27 protein-coding genes and 5 pseudogenes are annotated in these 20,976 nt (G+C 40.2%); 14 read left to right on the top strand and 18 right to left on the bottom strand.

Annotation, left to right across the window (positions count from 1 at the left end):
• Positions 1-206: GNAT family N-acetyltransferase (locus tag R1Y93_RS02145; protein WP_500821462.1), on the top strand; the 206-nt coding region annotated here is incomplete at its 5' end.
• Here R1Y93_RS02145 and R1Y93_RS02140 read toward each other — a convergent pair.
• The 3 genes from R1Y93_RS02140 to R1Y93_RS02130 form a co-directional block, all read right to left on the bottom strand.
• Complete coding sequence (locus R1Y93_RS02140; protein WP_500821461.1) at positions 191-679, bottom strand: GNAT family protein; 489 nt, start codon at positions 677-679, stop codon at positions 191-193. The genes R1Y93_RS02145 and R1Y93_RS02140 overlap by 16 nt on opposite strands.
• A 125-nt stretch (positions 680-804) precedes the next feature.
• Positions 805-954: a hypothetical protein gene (locus tag R1Y93_RS02135; RefSeq protein WP_500821460.1), complete on the bottom strand. Its 150-nt coding sequence runs from the start codon at positions 952-954 to the stop codon at positions 805-807.
• 58 nt (positions 955-1,012) lie between these two features.
• Positions 1,013-1,453 (bottom strand): L-rhamnose mutarotase, encoded by a 441-nt coding sequence (locus R1Y93_RS02130; protein ID WP_500821459.1) that lies wholly within the window; start codon positions 1,451-1,453, stop codon positions 1,013-1,015.
• A 205-nt stretch (positions 1,454-1,658) separates the two neighbouring features.
• Between R1Y93_RS02130 and R1Y93_RS02125 the strand changes: the two genes are divergently transcribed.
• The 5 genes and pseudogenes from R1Y93_RS02125 to R1Y93_RS02105 all read left to right on the top strand — a co-directional run bounded on the left by R1Y93_RS02125 (position 1,659) and on the right by R1Y93_RS02105 (position 5,446).
• A complete protein-coding gene (locus R1Y93_RS02125; RefSeq protein WP_500821458.1) occupies positions 1,659-2,141 on the top strand; it encodes an RNA polymerase sigma factor in 483 nt (160 codons plus the stop codon).
• 67 nt (positions 2,142-2,208) lie between these two features.
• Complete coding sequence (locus tag R1Y93_RS02120) at positions 2,209-2,730, top strand: hypothetical protein (RefSeq protein ID WP_500821457.1); 522 nt, start codon at positions 2,209-2,211, stop codon at positions 2,728-2,730.
• 178 nt (positions 2,731-2,908) lie between these two features.
• Positions 2,909-4,063 (top strand): annotated as a pseudogene (locus R1Y93_RS02115) (leucine-rich repeat domain-containing protein); the annotation flags it as partial.
• A gap of 556 nt (positions 4,064-4,619) precedes the next feature.
• On the top strand, positions 4,620-4,784 hold the full coding sequence (locus R1Y93_RS02110) for an Ig-like domain-containing protein (protein WP_500821456.1): 165 nt from the start codon (positions 4,620-4,622) through the stop codon (positions 4,782-4,784).
• 347 nt (positions 4,785-5,131) lie between these two features.
• Complete coding sequence (locus R1Y93_RS02105) at positions 5,132-5,446, top strand: helix-turn-helix domain-containing protein (protein WP_500821455.1); 315 nt, start codon at positions 5,132-5,134, stop codon at positions 5,444-5,446.
• A gap of 176 nt (positions 5,447-5,622) precedes the next feature.
• On the opposite strand, the pseudogene guaA reads toward R1Y93_RS02105, so the two are convergent.
• The 14 genes and pseudogenes from guaA to R1Y93_RS02035 all read right to left on the bottom strand — a co-directional run.
• Positions 5,623-6,543: pseudogene (gene guaA, locus R1Y93_RS02100) on the bottom strand (glutamine-hydrolyzing GMP synthase); the annotation flags it as partial.
• A 186-nt stretch (positions 6,544-6,729) separates the two neighbouring features.
• Positions 6,730-7,317, bottom strand: coding sequence for a cyclase family protein (locus tag R1Y93_RS02095; protein ID WP_500821454.1), 588 nt, complete (start codon positions 7,315-7,317; stop codon positions 6,730-6,732).
• Between the two features lie 119 nt (positions 7,318-7,436).
• On the bottom strand, positions 7,437-8,603 hold the full coding sequence (locus R1Y93_RS02090; RefSeq protein ID WP_500821453.1) for an iron-containing alcohol dehydrogenase: 1,167 nt from the start codon (positions 8,601-8,603) through the stop codon (positions 7,437-7,439).
• 471 nt (positions 8,604-9,074) lie between these two features.
• Positions 9,075-9,339 (bottom strand): annotated as a pseudogene (locus R1Y93_RS02085) (type II toxin-antitoxin system HicB family antitoxin); the annotation flags it as partial.
• Positions 9,339-9,911, bottom strand: coding sequence for a hydrolase (locus R1Y93_RS02080; protein WP_500821452.1), 573 nt, complete (start codon positions 9,909-9,911; stop codon positions 9,339-9,341). The gene R1Y93_RS02080 and the pseudogene R1Y93_RS02085, both read right to left, overlap by 1 nt.
• 310 nt (positions 9,912-10,221) lie before the next feature.
• A pseudogene (locus tag R1Y93_RS02075) lies at positions 10,222-10,505 on the bottom strand (helix-turn-helix domain-containing protein); the annotation flags it as partial.
• A gap of 213 nt (positions 10,506-10,718) precedes the next feature.
• Positions 10,719-11,018: a type II toxin-antitoxin system RelE/ParE family toxin gene (locus R1Y93_RS02070; RefSeq protein ID WP_500821451.1), complete on the bottom strand. Its 300-nt coding sequence runs from the start codon at positions 11,016-11,018 to the stop codon at positions 10,719-10,721.
• Position 11,019: 1 nt separating this feature from the next.
• Positions 11,020-11,268: a type II toxin-antitoxin system prevent-host-death family antitoxin gene (locus R1Y93_RS02065; protein WP_021905858.1), complete on the bottom strand. Its 249-nt coding sequence runs from the start codon at positions 11,266-11,268 to the stop codon at positions 11,020-11,022.
• A gap of 728 nt (positions 11,269-11,996) precedes the next feature.
• Positions 11,997-12,491: a PIN domain-containing protein gene (locus tag R1Y93_RS02060; protein ID WP_500821450.1), complete on the bottom strand. Its 495-nt coding sequence runs from the start codon at positions 12,489-12,491 to the stop codon at positions 11,997-11,999.
• Positions 12,488-12,778 carry a UPF0175 family protein gene (locus R1Y93_RS02055; protein ID WP_012742196.1) on the bottom strand — a complete coding sequence of 97 codons (291 nt, stop codon included), beginning with the start codon at positions 12,776-12,778 and terminating at the stop codon, positions 12,488-12,490. The genes R1Y93_RS02060 and R1Y93_RS02055 overlap by 4 nt, the downstream gene beginning before the upstream one ends.
• A 35-nt stretch (positions 12,779-12,813) precedes the next feature.
• On the bottom strand, positions 12,814-12,987 hold the full coding sequence (locus tag R1Y93_RS02050; protein ID WP_500821449.1) for a hypothetical protein: 174 nt from the start codon (positions 12,985-12,987) through the stop codon (positions 12,814-12,816).
• 79 nt (positions 12,988-13,066) lie between these two features.
• A complete protein-coding gene (locus tag R1Y93_RS02045) occupies positions 13,067-13,429 on the bottom strand; it encodes a plasmid mobilization protein (protein WP_500821448.1) in 363 nt (120 codons plus the stop codon).
• A gap of 180 nt (positions 13,430-13,609) precedes the next feature.
• Entirely contained in the window at positions 13,610-13,972 is a 363-nt protein-coding gene (locus R1Y93_RS02040; RefSeq protein WP_500821463.1) for a type II toxin-antitoxin system HicB family antitoxin, read from the bottom strand.
• The gene (locus tag R1Y93_RS02035; protein ID WP_500821447.1) at positions 13,956-14,213 is read right to left on the bottom strand and encodes a toxin HicA; all 258 of its coding nucleotides are present in this window, start codon (positions 14,211-14,213) and stop codon (positions 13,956-13,958) included. The genes R1Y93_RS02040 and R1Y93_RS02035 overlap by 17 nt, the downstream gene beginning before the upstream one ends.
• A 476-nt stretch (positions 14,214-14,689) precedes the next feature.
• On the opposite strand from R1Y93_RS02035, the gene R1Y93_RS02030 reads away from it, so the two are divergent.
• The 8 genes and pseudogenes from R1Y93_RS02030 (at position 14,690) to R1Y93_RS01995 (ending at position 19,141) form a co-directional block, all read left to right on the top strand.
• Positions 14,690-15,394, top strand: a complete 705-nt coding sequence (locus tag R1Y93_RS02030) for a lantibiotic protection ABC transporter ATP-binding protein (RefSeq protein WP_025580190.1) — start codon at positions 14,690-14,692, stop codon at positions 15,392-15,394.
• Positions 15,395-15,674: 280 nt separating this feature from the next.
• Positions 15,675-16,142, top strand: coding sequence for a lantibiotic immunity ABC transporter MutE/EpiE family permease subunit (locus R1Y93_RS02025; RefSeq protein WP_243870899.1), 468 nt, complete (start codon positions 15,675-15,677; stop codon positions 16,140-16,142).
• A gap of 2 nt (positions 16,143-16,144) precedes the next feature.
• The gene (locus tag R1Y93_RS02020; RefSeq protein WP_500821446.1) at positions 16,145-16,621 is read left to right on the top strand and encodes a lantibiotic immunity ABC transporter MutG family permease subunit; all 477 of its coding nucleotides are present in this window, start codon (positions 16,145-16,147) and stop codon (positions 16,619-16,621) included.
• Positions 16,622-16,634: 13 nt separating this feature from the next.
• Complete coding sequence (locus R1Y93_RS02015) at positions 16,635-16,895, top strand: hypothetical protein (RefSeq protein ID WP_500821445.1); 261 nt, start codon at positions 16,635-16,637, stop codon at positions 16,893-16,895.
• A complete protein-coding gene (locus R1Y93_RS02010; RefSeq protein ID WP_025580194.1) occupies positions 16,888-17,265 on the top strand; it encodes a NisI/SpaI family lantibiotic immunity lipoprotein in 378 nt (125 codons plus the stop codon). The genes R1Y93_RS02015 and R1Y93_RS02010 overlap by 8 nt, the downstream gene beginning before the upstream one ends.
• Positions 17,266-17,303: 38 nt before the next feature.
• Positions 17,304-17,968, top strand: a pseudogene (locus R1Y93_RS02005) (response regulator transcription factor).
• Positions 17,965-18,693 carry a HAMP domain-containing protein gene (locus R1Y93_RS02000; protein ID WP_500821444.1) on the top strand — a complete coding sequence of 243 codons (729 nt, stop codon included), beginning with the start codon at positions 17,965-17,967 and terminating at the stop codon, positions 18,691-18,693. The pseudogene R1Y93_RS02005 and the gene R1Y93_RS02000 overlap by 4 nt, the downstream one beginning before the upstream one ends.
• Before the next feature lies 1 nt (position 18,694).
• The gene (locus R1Y93_RS01995) at positions 18,695-19,141 is read left to right on the top strand and encodes a sensor histidine kinase (protein WP_500821442.1); all 447 of its coding nucleotides are present in this window, start codon (positions 18,695-18,697) and stop codon (positions 19,139-19,141) included.
• Positions 19,142-20,390: 1,249 nt separating this feature from the next.
• Here the strand turns inward: R1Y93_RS01995 and R1Y93_RS01990 are convergent.
• Positions 20,391-20,672, bottom strand: coding sequence for a hypothetical protein (locus R1Y93_RS01990; RefSeq protein WP_500821441.1), 282 nt, complete (start codon positions 20,670-20,672; stop codon positions 20,391-20,393).
• Positions 20,673-20,976: the final 304 nt, after the last annotated feature.

The following is a 20,976-nucleotide window of genomic DNA, read 5'->3' as shown; positions in this document are numbered from 1 at the left end:
TGTACGCATGCATTGGCTATCCCCAGACAGAAGATGAATATCTTAACAAAAACAGCCAGCAGTTCCATGCCCATCTTGGATTTCAGACTGTGGGGCTGTTCCATAACTGCGGTTACAAATTCGGCCGCTGGTATGACATGATCTGGATGGAAAAAATCATTGGAGAACATAAAGCAGATCAGCCACCTGTTCAGTTTTTCAGATAATCAAACGCAATTCTTGGTGTGCCATCATCTGTGTGGATGATCCCACATTCACGAAATCCATATTTCTGTAAGGCTCCCTGCATGGGCTTATTATTTTCGTGAGTATCGATCCTTATATAATCTATTATCTTTGTGCAAAAATCAAAGCAGGCCTTTGTCAGTCCGCGGGTGCTTCCATCAGAAGCTACACGATGGACTGCTCCGTAAGGTTGATCGCTATGCCAGGCTCCCTGCCGGATTTCCTGATATGTAAGATCCTCCCCCAGGATAAAAGCAAACACTCCGGCAATCTGTTCCTGCTTCACGCATACATAAAAATTCCCCAGTTCTATATCTTTCCGGATCAATTCTTCCGGTGGGTAAGTCTGTCCCCACTGAGATGCGTTCCCCTGCTTTTTCATAAAACTGCGGGCTAATTCATATATCCCCATGATCTGTTCCAAGTCTTTTATTTCTGCTTTTCTGATAATCATCTGCTTTCCCTCCCGGTGCCGTTCTCTTGGTATCAGCTGCTGCCAAGCCGATCTATCAGTTATGCCATCCCAGACGTTACGCCTGTCTGTTCAGTCATGCCATCCCAGACGTTACGCCTGTCTGTTCAGTTATGCCATCCCAGACGTTTTACGCTGGCATGTACACTTCCTGTGATCCAGTCTACATCATTAGTGATCCAGTCCATGATTCCAAGCTGACGCTTCTCCCAGGCAATGGTTGCCTTCCGTGCTTCCGGTGTTTCCTCTGTCTCCATGGAAGTATCGATCTCATTGTATCCGAAAATATATCCACCTGCGCTCCAAATGGTAAAATTACTGTCCGGCCCCAGGATCTACCTGATCCCCACGCTGCCGGATCAAAGCATCATGGCGTGCCTTATATTCCTCTGCGCAGCCATCCTTCAGCTTTGTCATAAAGACCCTGTGACGGATCATTTCTTTATTCTCTCTTACAACACCATAATTATAGAACATAAGCCGCATATCTTCCCCAGGCACAGACAACCAGATAAATGTATCCTCCAGCTGACTGATCAGTTTTTCCTTTGTCATCTGTGACTGCTGATCCAATTCCTTATTCTGGTCTTTTTCATAATATCCAAAGATCAGATCCTCTGCATTCCAGATACTGAAATTTCGAATCTGAACAGCATCCAAAAACGCTGTCAGTTCTGTCCAGACCTGCCCCAGCTTCTTCCTGTAATCATTCATCCTGCCTTCTTTTATCTGCATGGCAAATGCATGTCTTTCCATTTCTTTTCCCCCAATTCTACATCTTTTAATTCTATAACAGTGCTTTTATCATATCACATTCCCTCTTTCTTTTATATGTTTTTATAATCTTTTTCCTCTTTTTGTAACCTTTTCAGGTTTTCAATTGTGTTATAGTTGAAGGTACCTTAACAGCTACTGTAAATGTCTTGGCAGTAGCCCTTAATACAGTATTAAAGGAGTATTCATGAGACAGCCAGTTCAACAGCTGATCCAATGCTATCAGGACAATCTGTACGCAGTGGCATTTAATATCTGCCAGAATCAGATGGACGCAGAAGATGTGATCCAGGATACATTTGTTCAGTATTATACAAACAATAAAGAATTTGAAGATGAGCAGCACATCCGGGCATGGCTTATCCGTGTGGTGATCAACAAATCAAGAAATATCACCCGCACTTTCTGGAGACGGAACCGTTGTTCTCTGGAGGATTACATGGAAACACTGCCCTTTCCGGATACTCAGTCCAGGAATCTGTTTGAAGAAGTTCTGAAGCTTCCGGAAAAATACCGTATTGTGATCCATCTGTTTTACTATGAAGATTACTCGGTAAAGGAAATAGCCCAGATCTTAAAGCAGTCCGAAAGCAACATAAAAACACGCCTGTCCCGGGGCCGTGCACAGCTCAGACAATCCTTAAAGGAGGAATGGGAAAATGACGAATAAAGAAAAATACAAACAGGCATTTTCAGTATTACATGCCTCCGACAATTTATCACAGGAGGTTGAATCTATGTCCAGATTTCAGAAAAGAACAAAAATGAAAACAGCAGCAGCCGTGATCGCCGGATGTGTGATCCTTGGTGGAACCGGTACCGCTTATGCGGCAAATGTAGGCGGTATCCAGAGAACGATCCAGCTGTGGATCCACGGCGATCAGACCAGTGCCACCATGGAGATCTCCAATGACGGCTCCTCCAGCAGCTATCAGATCGAATACCAGAATGCAGACGGTACAACCCAACAGATGAACGGCGGCGGCATTTCCGTAGATCAGGACGGCAATCAAAGGCCGCTGACTCAGGATGAGATCATGGAGGAACTGAATGCTCCTGACATAGAGTATTCTACTGATGGCAAGGTTACTGTATATTACAAAAATCAGGTTCTTGACATCACCAGCAAATTTGATAAAGACAAAATCTGTTATGTAAAAATCAAAGACGGAAATGATACCATGTATCTGACTGTTAAGTATAACAACGGTTTCAGCTATTCTAAGGAGAAATATCCGGATCCTGCAGATTTTAACTAAACAGCCATAGCTCCAGCCGGCCACATCACCATATATGAAAGTCTGCAGCTACTATAAACTAAATACGTAATAATATCCCCCTGTTTTCCCGTCTGTCACTGCCCACACAGCATATTGTTTTTAAACATAAAGAATGCTATGATGGATGACAGATGGCAAATCAGGGGGATAAATATTTATGATACATAAAAAAATACTTATGGGGATCTTAGCTTCTGTAATGGTGTTTGCTTCTTCCCAGGTTAAAAGCCAGGCCGCAGAAGCTTCATTTGATAACAGCCCGGAACTCTTTTTCCATGAAGAGGGCTTTGTTACCAATGGAGAGGAATTTCTTACAACCACTAATACTGCTTCTGTTGAAGTCCTGGATAGCGGAGTGATCTATAATACCAACATAACATGGACACTTTATACAGATGGCAGGCTTATATTGAAAGGCTCCGGCAGCATATCGGATGGCATCAAAGGATGTTGGAACGATCATAAGAACCGAATCACCAGCATTGTGGTGAATAATGGTATTACCTCCATCGGCAGCGAAGCATTTATAGATTGCAGCAATGTGACAAGCATCCATCTGGCTGACACAGTAACAGATATTGGGGAAAGCGCTTTTTCAGGCTGCTCCAAACTTTCAGATATTTCATTAGGCAAAAATACCACAACCATTCGAAATCTGGCATTTTACGGCTGTGCTTCCCTGAAAGAGATTATCATTCCGGAAGGAACTCTTCATATTCCCTGGATGGCATTTGCCAATTGCACAAGCTTACAGAAGATTACCCTGCCCTCCAGTCTTTCTATGATCTGGCAGAGTGCTTTTGAAAACTGCACCAGCCTGGCTCAGATCGATCTTCCAGAAAATATGAATGACATTAAATATAATGCTTTCAGCGGATGTACCAGTCTTACCAGTATCCGGATCCCTGAAAAAATGCAGAATCTGCCTGATAATCTTTTTTACAATTGTACCAGCCTAACCAGCGTCATCTTGCCACAGGTTGTAAATCACATCGGTAGTTACTGCTTCTATGGATGCAGCAGTCTTACAGACATAACATTAACGGATTGTGTAACGCACATTGAGGAGTATGCATTTTACAAATGCAGCAGCCTTACATCCCTCACATTACAAGAATGCACTACTGCCATCGGTGATTACGCTTTTGCCTATTGTACCGGCCTGACCAGCCTTAGAATCCCAGGTTTCGCCCGGTCTTTTGGAGATGATATTTTTTATGGCTGTACCAATCTGAAACGACTAGGAATCAGTGCAAACGTAAAGGGAATCGGAGAGGACACTCTCAGCAGATCTTATCTTGAAGAAATTTATTTTGAGGGATCTGAAGAAGCCTGGAAGCTTTTGAACCTGGATCCGGCAGACTATCATTATGCAAACGTTTATTATGATTATGACCCGAATCACCCGCAGCATACCTACGGTCCATGGACAACCGTATCAGCTGCAACTGTATTTTCCCCGGAACAGCAAGTACGAACCTGTACTGTCTGCCAGAAAGAGGAATACCGTTCCAATGGAGCGGCATTAACACCTACTGTTCAGCTTTCTACTAACAGGCTTGTGTTGAAACTCAATCAGACTACAAACATTCTGAAAGCTGCAGGGTTTGCAAACGGTGATTATGTCCGCACCTGGAAATCCGCCAATACCAAGGTCGTCCGCGTATTCAAAAGACCGGATGGCGCATGTAGTGTAAAATCAGGAAGCTGCACAGGTAAAACCCGGATCACCCTTTCCCTGGCCAGCGGCCTGACCAGGAGTATTTATGTAACTGTCCAGAGCCAGCCTGTAAGAACCACTAAGATCACAGGTGTTCCCAGTCATATCACGTTAAAGGTACTGGGCACGCAGACACTACATCCTGTTTTTGACTCCATTGACCAGCACAGAACGGATCACTTATACCTCCAGCAACGCCAAAGTAGCAGATGTAAATACAAGAGGCCGTATCCTTGCCCTGAAAAAAGGCAATGTAATGATCACCGTACAGTCTGGAAGCCAGATTCTTAAATGCAGAGTCTTGGTAAAATAGCCTGACTGATCCCGGTCTGTATATGTCAGTCAGCAGCTTTCTCACATCCGTTATCAGATCTTGCTGTCCTGTTTATCCAGGATAGCAAGATTCTTTTTCTCTGTTCAGCACAATCCAGTTAATATCACTTCTATCTGTCATCCTGGATTCCAAATTATTTCTCGTCAACTATTGGATTCCATGTTATTTCTCACCAACTATTGGAGAAAATGTTTCCACAGCTTAGATAACTCTTTTTTGCAAAGATATTAATTATCTTATTATCGTTAAATATATGTCTTTATTATCTTATCAAAATATTAAATATATCATATAATATCATAAAGTGTGGAAAAAGGAGTTTGTTTATGATAAATGAAGAGACTTTTGCCTCAAGATTAACATCCTTACGAGAACAGAAAAAAGTGTCTGCCAGAGAAATGAGCCTGGACCTAGGGCAGAATGGCAGTTATATCAATCGAATTGAAAACCAAAAGGCCTTCCCTTCCATGCAATGCTTTTTCTATATATGCGACTATTTACAGATATCTCCTGCTGCTTTTTTCGATGATACCACAAAAGCCCCACATGCACTGGATGCACTTACCGAACTGCTAAAAACCCTGTCTGTAGAACAACTTGATCTAATCGCCCAGATTGTCCGGGAGTTTTCCGAGAAATAAAACATCCATCCAAAAAAGATACTGAAAACAAAACTCTTTTATTGTCCTCAGTATCTTCTTTCAAATGTCTTTTATTTATTGGCCTTGTATTTATTAGTCATTTATTTATTAGTCTTGTATTTATTAGTCTTTTATTTATTGATCTTTTATTTATGGTCTTTTCTCATGTTAATCTATTATTCGAATTCCACAGTTCCAGTCGGCTTCGGCGTGAAATCGTAAAGCACACGATTGATACCAGCAACCTCATGCGTAATACGATCTGTAATATGAACCATCAATTCATGGGGAATCTCAGCAACAGTTGCTGTCATAACATCGGTAGTGCATACTGCACGAACGATACAGCACCACTCAAAAGAACGCTTACCGTCTTTGATGCCGGTAGATCTGAATTCCGGAACAACCGTGAAATACTGCCAGATTTTCCCTTCCAGTCCATTCTTTTCAAATTCTTCACGAAGAATTGCGTCGGATTCACGTACTGCTTCCAAACGGTCACGAGTAATAGCGCCTGGACAACGAACACCAAGTCCCGGTCCTGGAATGGCTGACGATAAACCATACCGTGTGGCAGACCAAGCTGGTCACCAACAACACGAACCTCATCTTTAAAAAGGATTCTAACAGGCTCTACAAGTTCAAAGTCCATATCTTCCGGAAGCCCGCCGGCATTACTGATGTGCCTTAATACCTTCTTCAGACTCAAGAATATCCGGCCAGATCGTACCCTGTGCCAGGAATTCAATTCCTTCAAGCTTTCTTGCTTCCTCAGCAAAAACTTCAATGAATTCTCCACCAATAATCTTTCTCTTTGTCTCAGGATCTTCTACGCCTGCCAGTTTATCAAGGAACCGATCTGTAGCGTCCACATAAACAAGATTTGCATTCATCTGATTGCGGAACACTTCAACCACCTGCTCCGGCTCACCCTTACGAAGCAGACCATGATTAACATGGACACATACCAGTTGCTGGCCAATCGCTTTGATCAAAAGTGCTGCAACAACAGATGAATCCACTCCACCAGAAAGTGCAAGAAGAACCTTCTTATCTCCCACCTGTTCTTTGATCAATTTAACCTGCTCTTCAATAAAAGCCTGTGCCAGTTCCGGTGTCGTAATTCTTTCCATATCAGCCGGTCGTCTGATTTCAGTAACGTTCATTGGAAATTCCTCCTCATCCATTTAGGTTTTTTTCAATGCCGATTGATTGTCACTTAATTATAAATGACAGGAAAATATTTGACAACCTTTATTTAGATACCTGTTTAAAGTTACTGTTCAGCATCCTTTATTTATGGGCTTTTCGCAATATTCTACCTCCCACTGAACAGCGATAGCTCTAACCGGAGAACCATCACATCCAACTAATTTCATTGGTAATGCAATAACATACGGATTTTCAAAATCAATTTTATCAAAAAATGCCCAGTTTTCTCCTATCATTAATCTCTTTTCCGAAAACAAATCATGCACCGGGAATTCTGTTCCACCTGTTTGGTCAGCATTAATAGTATCAATACCGATAAAACGAATTCCTTTATCTACTAAAAACTTCGCAACTTCTCCATTTACATATGGGTGATGGAAAAACTCTTCTGTCCCACGTTTTTTATACCAGTTTGTATTGAATAATACAACTTTGCCTTCTGTTATGTCATTTTTATATGGTTCAATATCTTCCATCGTAATTGCTTCATCTGCTTTCTTTTCAGTAACACGTACAACCACTGCGTCTCCTAAAAAGAAATCCAGTTCCATATTATCAATAGTTTCTCCAGTGTTTGAAAAATGATATGGTGCATCAACATGTGTTCCTGTTTGCGTTCCCATTACTAATGTTGATAAGTTATATCCTTCTTTTTGCAAAGTTGTTGCAACTGTTACAGATGGTTCCGAGATCTCCCGGATAAATTGGTGTATCGGCTGTAAACTCCCAAGATAAATCAACTATTTTTTTTATTTTTTTCATTTGTATATCCCTTTATTTATTTATCATTATATGCTTTTATAATTAAGTTCAAATAATCTTCCTTTGTGATTTTTCTTGCGTTGTCAGCAGACAAAACATTATTTGCAGATCGTTCAGCTATAGTTTCAAAATTCTCTTCTGTAATACCTTTTATATCTCTAATTGTGGGTATATTTAATTTTCTATTCAGTGTTTTAACATATTCTACAGTTTTTAATGCATACTCCTCATCTGTCATACCATCTTCTCTTTTGAGTCCCATCGCACAAGCAATATCTACAAAACGCTCTGGACAAGCCGGAATATTATATTCCATGACATAAGGTAAGAACAAAGAGTTGGCAACTCCATGAGGTGTGTCAAACCAAGCTCCTACCGTTTCCGCAAATGCATGCACAGCTCCAACATTTGATGAAATAAATGACATGCCGCCAATTGTACTTGCGATCATCATATTTCTTCTTGCACTTCTGTCACTTCCATCGTTATATGCTTTTTCCAGATTTTCAGAAATCATAGAAATACCTTTAAGTGCTAAAGCATCTGTAATAGGCTGATGCAATTGTACCGTATACGCTTCTATACAATGTGTTAATGCATCAACTCCGCATGATGCTGTCAAAGATTTTGGTAAACCTAATGTAATTTCAGGATCACAAATTGCCAGTGTAGGAATCATGTGAACAGGGTCTCCTACTGTCATTTTATACTGTCTTTTTGTATCTGTAATAACTGCACACCATGTAACTTCGGCTCCCGTTCCAGAAGTAGTAGGAATGCAAATGAGCGGCAAAATCTTCTTCTCTAATTCTGTGTCTCCCCATTCTATTGTAGTTTTTCCATTTGTTACAACAGCGCCAACAGCTTTTGCCTGATCCATAGCTGAGCCCCCTCCAAGAGCTATTAATGCATCCACGTGATTTTCTTTTGCAAATGCAGCCATTTCATCACAATCTTCAGCTCTTGGGTTCGGTTTTACATTTGTCAATAAATAATTCACAATATTTTCTTTATCAAGGCTATCCTTCAGAACTTTATAGTGCTCAGATGATGCTAAAAAAGAATCTGTAATTACAAGTACTTTTTTAAAGCCTAAATGGCTACATTCTTCGCCTACTGTTTTTAACACTCCGTATCCCTCAACTATACGCGTGGCATGAAAAAAATTATTTGTTTCTAACATGTTTGGCCTCCTTTTTTCTTTTGTTATTCTTCATTATATTGTATATACTTACTATATACTCAAGTCTTTTTTGTAATTTATTATTTATATACTTTTTATATATAAGTGAGCAAAACAGCAGAATGCACAAAAGCTATTAATCATAAGCGAATTTTCAAACATATCAGAACTTTTAAAAGTTTTACGAAAAGAAAAAGATTTTTTTCCAGAGTTTAAAAATGGAAAATGCTATCATTTTTATAGCCTAGAGCAAATAGACATTATAGTTGCTATATAGGAATTACAAACAATTTGTTTATCTTTAACAGAAAATAAAATTTCTTTTAAACGTAAAAATACAGGCACTCTAATCGACTGCCTGTACTAATTAGCATTATTGTGTACTGTGTGGAACAAATGGACAATTATTATTATTCAAACTCGGCAAGTCCAAAGATATTCTTAAGTAGATTTGTTTAAGTCTTATATCTTACTTCTCGGAATTCTCAGTTTAGACTGTCCAAAATAGTCTTCCAGACTGTCTGGTCCATGAATCTCTACACCATCTTCTAATGTAGCTTCTCTCAATCCATGCTTTTTTGCATCAAATGCGTTTGATACCGCACTCTCCACTGTTTCACCACAAGTAATGCAACCAGGCAAATCCGGATAAAAAAACTACAAATCCGCCTTCATCTTTATCTTCCTCAATTTCCATACGATAGGACATTGCCGTATAATCATTCAGCGTCTTCATCATTCTTCGCTGTCAGCCATCGCCTGAAGTGTCATTGTCAATAATTTCTCAAGAGGCCATCCCAGCTGATCTGCGCCACGCTCGATTACTTCTCTTGAACATCCTGCTGCAAATCCTTTGCTCTTATATTTCTTTTTCAAAGATTTCAGTTCCATATCTTTTGTGCTCTTAGACGGTCTCATAAGTGCAGCTGCCCAGATCAGCCCCGTAAGCTCATCCACAGCAAACAACACTTTCTCCATCTCATGTATCGGTTCCACATCCGGCGTTTTCCCACACCCAACGGTAATTCCATATCCATGAGAAACAACCCCATGGATGATATCCTCTGATACACCGGCTTCTTTTAAAAGCTCCGGTGCTTTCAGACAATGCTCCGCAGGATAAAGTTCAAAATCAATATCATGCAGTAAACCGATAATTCCCCAATGATCCTCTTCTGATGCATAGCCCAGTTCCCGCGCGTACCATCTCATCACAGCCTCCACGGTAAGTGCATGCTGAATATGAAATGGATCTTTATTATATTTTTTTAATAAATCAAATGCCTCTTCTCTAGAAATGTCATTCATGTTTATTTGCTCCTTTGTTTTGCTCTTTTATTTTATTCCTCTGCATTACAGCATAAATGTATATTCCTACTATGTCAATAGGAATACATGTTTATTCATTGTTGATATTTTTATCCTAATGTAAAGCCTTTGCAGGACAAACCAGCACCATCGCTGTCCAACAGGCATAGCCGCACCATCTCCGATTATCCTTAGCAATTCACAATATGATTGCTATTATCTCAAATAACAAAATAACAGAAGCGACGACATGTATTTTCGAAGTACGCTATTCTTTCTCATCATCCTCATGCTCCTGTGATTTCTTATTTTTTCTCAGTTTTATATTGTCTCTGATTACTTCAATAATATTTGTTTCTGACTTCTGAATTATATTCTTTTAGGCTATATCTTCTCCAGCCAGAAACTCATTGAGGCTAATACCAAGAATTGAACAAAGTTCTTTATAAACAGATACATCCGGAAGGCTGACGCCCGCCCCCATTTAGAAACCGACTTATCACTCATACCTAATTTTTCTGCCAGTTGCTTTTGTGTCATCCCCAGGGACTTTCGTTTACTTGCAATATATTTTCCAATTTTAATAAAATCCATCCATCTACCATAAAAGGGAACGCAAAACGTCCCCTTTATTACCCAACGATATAACTATATTACTCAAACTCGCAAATAAAATCTTATCACTATACACTTTTGTATAGGGATTATGGTTCTATCTGGTTCTATCTGGTTTTATATGTGTTCCACTGTCCAAAGTCCACGGTCTGTACTGAACGGTGTTATCAATTTGTTATCATATTTCTGTTATCAATCAAAAATTCTTGTAATATCCTGATACCGATTAATGACACGATAGATTTCTACATACTCGTTGCTTACCTTGTAGATAATCACATAATCTTCCCATATCGCATATTTATAGTCCGTCCGAAAGCTGACTCGTTTTGAGAGATCTGCACCCATCCCTGGAAACATCTGGAGATTTTCAAATTTACCGTAAATTTCCTTTATAGTCTTTGCTGCATAATCTTCATTATCTTCGGCAATGTAATCCCGGATATTCTTAAGATCCTTGGCAACAATCGGATTGATCCGCAATTTTAACATCTTATTCCCCCACAAGTGCTTTCAGTTCGTCCAGATCCAGCCAACCTTCGCCATCTTTCACTGCTTCTTCGGCTTCCTGTAGCTTCAGCAGAAGCTTTTTCTCTGCACGGTCACGCTCGTAATCTTCAATATCCATAACCACAAAACGCCCTCTGCCATTCTTGGTCAGATATACCGGTTCTCCTTTATGACAGTTTTTCAGGACTTCATTATAATTTCTCAAATCAGATACTGGTAAAATATTAGCCATATTCTTTCAGCTCCTTTCCTTAATAAAGCGAACATTCACTTTCGCTTCTCGCTCATGAACACAACCTACTGTGCGATCCATATTCATATTGCTTCTGTTACTTTTATTATACACAACAAGCTGTAAAATTCAACGTAGATTTTTACAGCTTTTCTGTTTCTATATATTTTTTACAACCTATTTCAAGTATTCCGCGACATGCTCCCACCTCATAAATCCCTGATTTTGAAATCGGGGCTTCTTGCTCAAGAGCTCTACTGAGCCAAGTATCTACAAGCTATCCTCGCGTGCCCCGCGATTCTTTTGCCCGGACACGAGCATGTTTTTTACTTGCCAGATCGGCATTCATGACCGTGCAGTATGCACTGATTCATCGTTATTTACAGCTTCATCTCGATGGATGGCGTTCGCCCTATATGAATAGAAAACTGCTGTCTGTGAAATGCAAGCATTCCAAGCCATCAATTTTCTATTCCTGCACAGCTCACTTTAGTACCAAAATAGTATCACAAGGCAAAAAACAAGCTCGCAAATGCCCATTTTACTAGGCTTTGCGAGCTTTTGAAAATTATTCAAACTCTACCTTGTTCTCTGTAACATGGTGTAAAATTGGTTGGATACAGACGTCAGATTTACTACTATTTTCAATTTTTTTCTATCCTGCATCTCGTTTCAGAACTTTTTAGAACCAATCCAGAACCACGGTACTGCTATAGAACCAGAAGTTTTTAATCTTTCAGTCTGCTTAACAGCATCTGATAATGCCGCTGTCCGATATGCCGTCCGGCACGTCGCAAACCATCCACGCATTCTCTCACTTCATCCGAAGTCAGTTCGTGTTCCTCATAAGCAGCCATAAGAATCCCTATCGTCCCCATGATTCTAAGCCCCATCTGTGCTGATACGTTTCTTCCCTTTGCTTCATCCATCAATAACAGATCTGCTTTTAATTCATCTGTCAGAACAATCGCTTCACTCTCGCCCTGATCAAGACCTGTGGCTCTTTTTAATATATTGGCAGATTCCGGATTGTTGACAGGTTTCACTATGATAAATTTCGTCTGTCTAATCCGATTCGCTTCAAGCTGAAAACGTTCATCGGCTGTCAGCTCATCAAATACTGCCTGCGGAATCAGAACATCTCCAAACAGCTTTTCCAGCAAATCTATACGGTTGATTTTAAGAAGTGATATCAGCGGTGTTGTATCAGAGACAACAATCAAACCGCAGCCTCCTTCTTTTTGAGTTCTCTGAAAGTATTCAGTTCATCATCCAGATCATCCATCGTCATATCAAAATAGGAATATCCTAGCTTATCATACAAATCAATCAACTCTGATTTTCTGATTCCCAGAATTTCAGCCGCACGACCATGGGATATCGTCTGATTCAGTATATATGGATACAGCAACAGTGCATTTCGGGTAAGCTCTGTTTCCGGATTCATAGTTACCAGATATTTTGACATTCCTACCGGAACTTTAATAGTTACAGATTCTGTTGTTACCATAATATCACGTCCTTTCTATTGAAGTTCAGAGCAGACTAGGCAGCCGTTATCGCTCTTTTCACTTGTTCTATTGATAATTTTGTAGTTCTCGAAATCTTATCAAGATCATTCTCACCTTCTGACCACAAATTTAGTGCTACATCCATTCTTGCCTTAATATCTGCGTCATAACGCTCCCTGTCTATAATTTCCTGCATTGTTCCGCACATTTCAGCTATTCCTTTCTGTGATCTAAGGATTATACATTTCTCATCTTCTTTCTTATATTATATCTATTATCGGGATTTTCTACAACTGATTTTTCATCTCTTTCCCTTTAATATCTCCCCTGATTGCTTCACAATACTCCTGAATCTCCTGCTGTTCTTTCCAATGCCTGTTATCGGAATCCGGCTTCTTATCAAATAAATACGCAGCTCCGTTCAGAATATCCACCATCGTAATCATAAACGCCAGATAATCTTCTTTAAGTTCCTTGTAACTTTCCCCAGACATGAAGAAATCACCGGACAGTATCTGCTCGGTGATCTCTTTCATAACAATCTGTGTTTCTCGTAATTCTTCTACAAGATACTGTACCCGTTGCTTTTTTCCCACTACAACAATATTGGAATAGATACAGCTTCTCGCAACAAAATCTTTCTTATACAACCCACTGGCTTTTACTCAAACTCGGCAAGTCTAAAGATGCTCTTAAATATATTTGTTTAAGTTTCGTATCTTTTTCGCCTTTATTTTATTTCTGTTGCATATATTATTTTGGCTCGCTGATTTTCTGTTGCCAATTTGTTGCCAGCTTATTGTAAATGGTGTAAATAAGTTTGACCACATTTATTTTGAGAACACTGCATCATTTCTAGAAAGAAGGTACACGCAATACTGATTCATACTGATTCCTTCTCTCTGAGAATGTTCTGCCAGTGATCTGTGCAGGCTTCTCGGAATTCTCAATTTAAACTGTCCAGAATAGTCTTCCAGACTGTCTGGCTCATGAATCTCTACACCATCTTCTAATGCAGCTTCAATCCATGCTTTTTTTGCATCCAGTGCATTTGCTACCGCACTCTCCACTGTCTCACCACAAGTAATGCAACCAGGCAAATCCGGATAAGAAACCACAAATCCGCCTTCATCTCTGTCTTCCACAATTTCCATGCGATAGGACATTGCCATATAATCATTCAGCGTCTTCATCATTCTTCGCCTCGCTTTCTACAATCCACCTTACCATTTCTACATATACTTTCTTGATTGGTTCGTGCTTTGGTATTGTAATTGGCGTACACCCTTGCTTTCTGAACGTGTAATGACTGCTTCCACTTCTTGGTGCATTCATTTCGTATCCGTAGCTTTCCAATACCTTCCGTAACTCATCAAACCGGAGGTCTTTCGATAAATTGCATATACGTGTTATCAGTTTATCCCATTTTGACATTTGTTATACCTCCCACTTATATTATATGTGGTATCGCATATGGTGTCAATCGTATTTTTTAATATGTAGTAATGTAGTAATTTTGTGTATTATTCAAATTCGTTGCAGGTGCTTACATCTTAAACAATTTTCTCCAACAACTTCTCAAAAATATCGCATTCCTCAACCTTACCATTATGCAGCACTATAATTCTGTCGTACTGTTTAAGCACATTTTCATCCAATCTATGCGTAACAACAATGCTTGCATCCATTGCTGCGGTGTCAACGTAAAAGCATTATCTCCAGATTCCGCCTTAAACCTATCGAATTCGATAGGTTTAAAATTGGGATTGTGAATTTGTTCTCACAAGCCCCAAAATGAAATCGTAGAATGATTACGGTGTATTGTTCATATTCTGTTTTCGGGAATCTTTATGAAATCTTCAAAATTGCCCGGTATGCTATCCGTAAAATCAAAGAAAGGACTTGATTATATGGATATGATTTTGAAAACGACTGACCTCTGCAAAAATTTCAAGGGGCAAATGGCGGTAAACAATGTGTCACTGAACATCCGGCGCAACTCGGTTTATGGTCTGCTGGGGCCGAATGGGGCTGGCAAATCCACGATCTTAAAAATGCTCACCGGCATTTTGCGCCCCACATCGGGAAGCATCGAGTTTGACGGCCACCCGTGGAAGCGGAATGATCTGGAGCATATCGGTGCTTTGATTGAGATGCCCCCGCTTTACGAAAATCTGACTGCATACGAAAATCTCAAAGTCAGAACTACATTGCTCGGCCTGGACGATGCACGAATTAACGAGGTATTGCAAATTGTCCAGCTCACGAATACCGGCAAGAAACGGGCCGGGCAGTTTTCTCTTGGTATGAAGCAGCGGCTTGGTATTGCTATTGCATTGCTGAACAGTCCCCAGCTTTTGATTCTGGATGAACCGACTAACGGCCTTGACCCTTTAGGGATTGAGGAACTTCGAGAGTTAATTCGCTCTTTTCCCTGCAAAGGGATTACAGTTATTTTGTCCAGCCATATTCTGTCAGAAGTCCAGCAGATTGCAGATCATGTGGGTATCATTGCTGGCGGCGTCCTTGGATATGAGGGAGAGCTTCGCGCCGGTGAAGATTTGGAACAACTCTTTATGGATGTTATTCGCAGAAATGGTAAGGAGGGATATTAAATGGAGATGGCATATATTCAGGCAGAGAACCTAAAGCATAAGAGAACTTTCACAAAAACGCTGATCGTTCTGGCCCCGTTTGTAACTGCGCTTATGAACTTTTTTGCCCCTCTTTGGTTCCAGCTCAATTCTTATAATTGGTGGTATATCCTGCTTTATCCTGGATTCCTTACGCTCACCTGTGCCTTGATTGAACAGCGGGATAATGGCAAACTGAAAATATCGTGCCGTTGCTTCATTGCCTGTTTCGCAGAACAAAGTCTGGAAAGCAAAAATTGGAGTGGCCGGTATTTACTCCTGTGTGGGGAATTTCATTTTCCTGGCGCTAAATCTGTTGGGCGGTTTTGCAATATTAGTTATCAACGAAATTCCCCTGACAATCGGAATTTGGCAGGCTGCGGCCGGAACAGCTTGTATTGTCATTGCAAGCCTATGGGAAGTTCCGCTGTGCTTATGGTTATCAAAAAAAGTTGGTATCTTTGTCACGGTTATTCTTAATGCCGGACTTGGAAGCGTTTTAGGGATTTTCACGGCTACAACCTCTTTGTGGATGATCTGCCCGTATAGCTGGGTGCCGCATCTTATGATTTCCGTGTTAGGTATTTTGCCTAATGGTGAGCCGGTTGCAGATCAGAGTACGGCAATGGCATTTTGGATGATTATACTTGTATTGGTCATTTCGCTGGCCTGGTTTGCGGCGCTGTCATTTTTAACTGCAAGATGGTTTGAGAAAAAGGAGGTGGGGTAACTATGGTATCTGTGGTTCGCTGCTGGAAAGCAGAATATCAGAAGTGTAAACATAGCATTTTGCTCTATATGCACAGCATGATTCCGATTATATGTGCGGCGATTTTTGCGGGTTACTATCATATATCCAGATGGGAACTGGCAACCAAAATCAGTGCCTATCTGGAAGTGCTGGCCGTTGCGTTCCCGTTTCTGATCGGCATTATTGTGGGCCTGGTTGTTCAGATCGAAAATCAGGCCGGGCATTATCAGCTTTTGTTGGGAACAATCCCATCTCGCATGGCAACGTATATTGGTAAACTTCGTTTTCTGATGATCTGTGCTTTTGGCGCAACATTTTTAGCGTTAGGAACATTCGCTGCACTATATAGGGATGCTCCGGCAAGCCTTTACCTGAAAGCAGGGATTCTATTGTTGATTACCATGCTTCCCATTTACCTGATTCATTTGTTTGTGGGAATGAGGCTTCGGAAAAGGTAGTCTATCAGATCGGATGCTGGGAATTGCAGGGAGTTTAATAGCTGCCCTTATGATAACAGGGCTTGGTGACGCTACATGGAAATATATTCCCTGGGCCTGGGGCGTTCGTGCTATGGATTACACTGTGCTTGCATGGGATAGCCCCCAACTGTATGCACAGGTAAAAACCGATTTTTTCAGCGGTATGATTATTTCTGTATGCTGCACTGTTTGTCTGCTGATTGCCAGTTTGGTTTGGTTTCATGGTTGGGAGGGAGGTAAAAACAGTGAATAAAAAGTGCCTGTTTGCCGTGGTAATTGTGCTTGTAAGTCTTATATGCTTATCGGCCTGCGGTGCGCTCCGCGATACCGCCGATAAAAATAAGGCGTTAAATGAATCTCTGCCGTATTATGAGCTGAACGCCGCAAACTATGATGAAATTTCATACAACGGCCTGACATATACCATAACGGATGAATGTCTTGAAATGTCAGAACTGCAAGAAGAAATCGGGCAGGTATCGAAACGCTTCAAAAATGTGGCGGGGGAAGATTTCAGTTTCGGCTACGTTTACAGTATTGTGGATGTGGATATAAGCAATGCCGTAGCTGTAAATATCAACAATGAGTATCGGAAAGCTGACATTAAAAATAATGATGAGTAACCTCGACAATGTGGTATAATGGGGCGGGAGGTGATTTTTTGACCCACTTACTTGTAGTTGACGATGAAGTTTCTATCTTGGAATTGATTAAGAACAGTTTGGGGAAAGAGGGATATTTGATAACAGTCTGTCAAAATGCGGATGATGTAGACACCAAAAAGCTGCATTTCTATGACCTCATTCTTTTGGATGTGATGATGCCTGGCACAGACGGGTTTGAGTTTTGCAAACAGATCAGGAATATGGTAGACTGCCCGATTCTCTTTCTGACCGCAAAGACATTAGAGGAAGATATATTGTTTGGATTGGGCATCGGTGCGGATGATTATATTACGAAACCTTTTCGTATTCAGGAGCTTCGCGCCCGTGTCGCGGACAGCATTTACGCAGAGAAAAAAGGGAGCATCACAGCACACTTTCATTTGAGCCTGATATAAGATTTGACCTTTCCGCAAAGGTACTGTATGTTTCAGAACAGCCGGTTCCCCTTACCAAAAGCGAGTATTCAATCTGTGAATACCTCGCGAAAAACCGGGGACAGGTTTTTACAAAAGAACAAATCTATGAAGCCGTTTTCGGGTTTGATGGAATAGGCGATAACTCTACGATCTCAACGCATATAAAAAATATTCGTGCGAAATTGGAGCATTTCAAAATAAGTCCGATCAGCACCGTATGGGGGATAGGATATAAATGGGAGTGAAAAAGAAACCTACATTGAAAATATTGTTTCGCCAGTTTGCTATCTCCCTCATTGTCATGCTGGTAGCGGCAATTATTGTCCCTTTTGGTTTGGAGGGACTTGCTGTAAATGCTGGATTAGCTACAAGAGCAAATCTAAGTGAATTGCAGGTAAAAGAGATCATTCCAACGCTGACGATTGCCCCGGATATTACAAAGGTTGTGATTCCACAGGGATGCGGCTATTTAATTCTGGACAAGAACTTTAATGAGCTTTACAGCAATATGGACGATGATGAAAAAGAAATTGCCCTGCTGTACGCAAAGGGAGAATATATTGAATATGCTACGGGGAGGCAGTTTGCACTTGTTGTCCGGGAAAACGAATTTTGCGTTTTAAGGTATTATATTGGTTCTCAATTTACAGTGTCATGGCTACCGGAATATTTTCCATCTCCTGACACGCTTGCGTTTATCCTGATGGCTGTAAATTCGCTGCTGGTCATTATCATACTGACCGCCAGATTTGCTAAGAACCTGCGTACACAACTGACCCCGCTTTTTGAAGCAACTGCGGAGGTTTCAAAGCAAAACCTTGATTTTGAAGTAGGACACGCCAAAATCAAAGAGTTTGAAGATGTCCTTGCATCTTTTTCAGATATGAAAGATAATCTGAAAATTTCGTTAGAACGGCAATGGAAAACCGAACAGACACAGGAAAGAGCAAATCGCCGCGCTTGCCCATGATTTGAAAACGCCTCTGACGGTTATTCAAGGAAATGCTGATTTACTCACAGAAACAAATCTTGATGATGAGCAACGATTATACGCTGGTTACGTCGTGGAAAGCTCCGGCCAGATGCAGTCATATATTCAAACCCTGATTGATATATCACGGGCGGCGGTTGGTTATCAGCTCCATATTGAAAGTATAGACTTGCCAGCGTTCATGCAGCACTTGTTCGGTTATATGGAATCACTATGCCGGACAAAAGAAATCCGGCTGCAAATGAATACTGTTTCACTCCCTCAAATGCTGAAATTTGATAGGGTGCTGATAGAACGTGCTATTATGAATGTTATCAGTAATGGGCTGGACTACTCCCCGCAAGGCGGAACGCTTTATGTGGATGTTCAGAGTAACAACGAACTCGTGGGAAATTTCAGTCACAGACGAGGGAACAGGGTTTTCTAAAGAGGCATTATGCCACGCACAGGAACGGTTCTATATGGGCGATCAAAGCCGCAATTCAAAGTTACACTTGGTATAAGAATCTATATTTACAAATTCGATTATGGAACAACATAATGGTCAGCTTATTTAGAAAATTCAAAAGAAACCGGCGGCGCCAAAGGTTACTATGAAACTTCCTTGCTGATTTTCCGATAGTGTAATGGACGTCTTTTATGTCCGTCCATTTTTGGAATTGTTTATGGAATCTTCAAAAATTCCCTTTATCATGTATCTAAAAGAAAAAACATCTGCCCAGCGGCAGAAAAGAAAAAAACCGTCTGGGCAGACCCATTTTCACGCTTAATTTATATTCACTGGTGGCGGTTTTGAGAAATCAAGGCCGCTGCTTTCTTCTGTCATTCCCAGCAGTTAAAGGCATGGCGGCCCACGGGAGGACGCCGCCATGCTGTTTTACTATCATTATAATCTAATCCACTTCCATATGTGTTTATCGCTGAACCATGGAGTTTTTAATGCAACTGAAAAAGGGTATAAAAAAACAGTCTGCCCTGACGGAAAATATTTCCATCAAAACAAACTGTTCTTCATATTCACACTAATTATATTTTACTTTAGACATAGTTACTTTCGAAAATCTCAGATAACTCCGGAAAGAAAACAAAGAAAAAAAATATTTTTTAACTCCATTTGCCACTCCACTGGAACATCCAGACAGCCCGCAAAGCCTTTATTTATGGGATTTTTCGCAATTTAGTCCGCTACTCGAACTCCCTGCAAATATAACATAATCGTTAAATATATGATTGCCCTTTGCGGATTTTTATATTCATAATATCCCCCAAACCATGCACTTATTCATAGTTTTCAATCAAACAGGTATCATACGGGTATCACGAATGCTTCTCCCTATCACACTATCTGCATGGTGCTAGCACCGTGTCTAATTGCACAAACACAAGGATTGCTTTCTACAACTCACTCAACTTCTCCGTTATTATTATGTCATCTAGTTATGTCGATGAAAACTTAATCTCTCACTTCAAGATATTCACGAATTTTCCAATTCCCATAGCGATATTCTTACTTGATTTTCAGAAACTGTATCTCTCAGTTCTAATATCTCATAATCAGAATCCATTGTATATTAAAAATCCACTTTCCTGGTTATCATCCAAAATAAATAATATATGAGACATCGTCATTGTTTTCTCTTATGCAGCAATCAAATTTTTTAACTATAATTCATACTTTATGATTTCTTTACTATCTTTTTTACAATACGAACTATTGATACTGGTAATATTTCTGACCCTTGAATTCCTCCTGTTACTTTACGGTTTTCTCTTCCTACAAAAACCCAAAAACCTGCATCATCCAGTTCTTTTATACTTTCAGATAAATTATAAGCTGTCATAACTTGATCGCAAGGTTCTAAAAAAAGATCCATATCCATCACATCAAATATATACTGAACAAAATCCCCTAATAATTTTGCTTCTTTCAATGTCTCTGCCTGTTCATCGTGAACCATTCCCATAGCTCCTTCTAAGCAGACTAATATATCCTTTCCGACATTCGCCTTATGAAGCATTCTGGTAATTCTGTTCATGATGAATTTTTATTGGTTCTTTGATAGCATTATTTTTCTCTTGCTGACTACTCTGTTTTTACCTTTTCATACCAATTATCTCTATGTAATACAAGTTCTTTTTCAGAGAATTTAATTCCTTTAGGATGTCTTAGAGAATCATATTGTCGTACTTCTGCATGACAATCAAAACATGATGATTAAACGATTAATTTTCCCCATCACCTTGTTTTGATCAATTTAATAA

It is taken from the genome of Blautia sp. HA3515 (assembly GCF_059933065.1).
This window is presented reverse-complemented; position numbering and strand designations above follow the sequence as displayed.